Origin of the sequence: Aeromonas sp. EERV15 (genome assembly GCF_900079845.1) — a bacterium.
Lineage (GTDB): Bacteria > Pseudomonadota > Gammaproteobacteria > Enterobacterales > Aeromonadaceae > Aeromonas > Aeromonas sobria.
In genome coordinates this window covers 1-439 of record NZ_FKKY02000166.1, presented here as the reverse complement: position 1 = coordinate 439, position 439 = coordinate 1, and the positions used below count along the sequence as shown (strand labels likewise).

The 439-nt window shown below is 70.2% G+C and carries 1 protein-coding gene; it reads left to right on the top strand.

Annotated elements, in window-relative coordinates; genetic code table 11:
* Nucleotides 1-439, top strand: a 439-nt coding sequence (locus tag BN4575_RS20900; protein ID WP_141689930.1) for a potassium-transporting ATPase subunit KdpA, incomplete at both ends; no start/stop codon positions are given.

Here is a 439-nt window from a genome sequence, read left to right as displayed (position 1 = left end):
CGACCAGGCGGCGAGCGCGCTCCAGGCCGGCGGCAACATGGAGGGGAAGGAGGCGCGCTTCGGCATCGCGAGCTCCGCCCTCTGGGCGACCGCCACCACGGCGGCCTCGAACGGCTCGGTCAACGCGATGCACGACTCCTTCACGCCCCTCGGCGGGCTCGTGCCCCTCTGGCTCATGCAGCTCGGCGAGGTGGTCTTCGGCGGGGTGGGCTCCGGCCTCTACGGCATGCTGATGTGCGTCATCATCGCCGTCTTCGTGGCCGGCCTCATGGTGGGGCGCACGCCGGAGTACCTCGGCAAGAAGATCGAGGCGTTCGAGATGAAGATGGCCTCCCTCGTCGTGCTCTTCCCGGCGATGACCGTCCTCGTCGGCACCGCCATCGCCGTGGTGACCGAGGGAGGGCAGAAGGGCGTCTTCAACCCGGGGCCGCACGGGTTC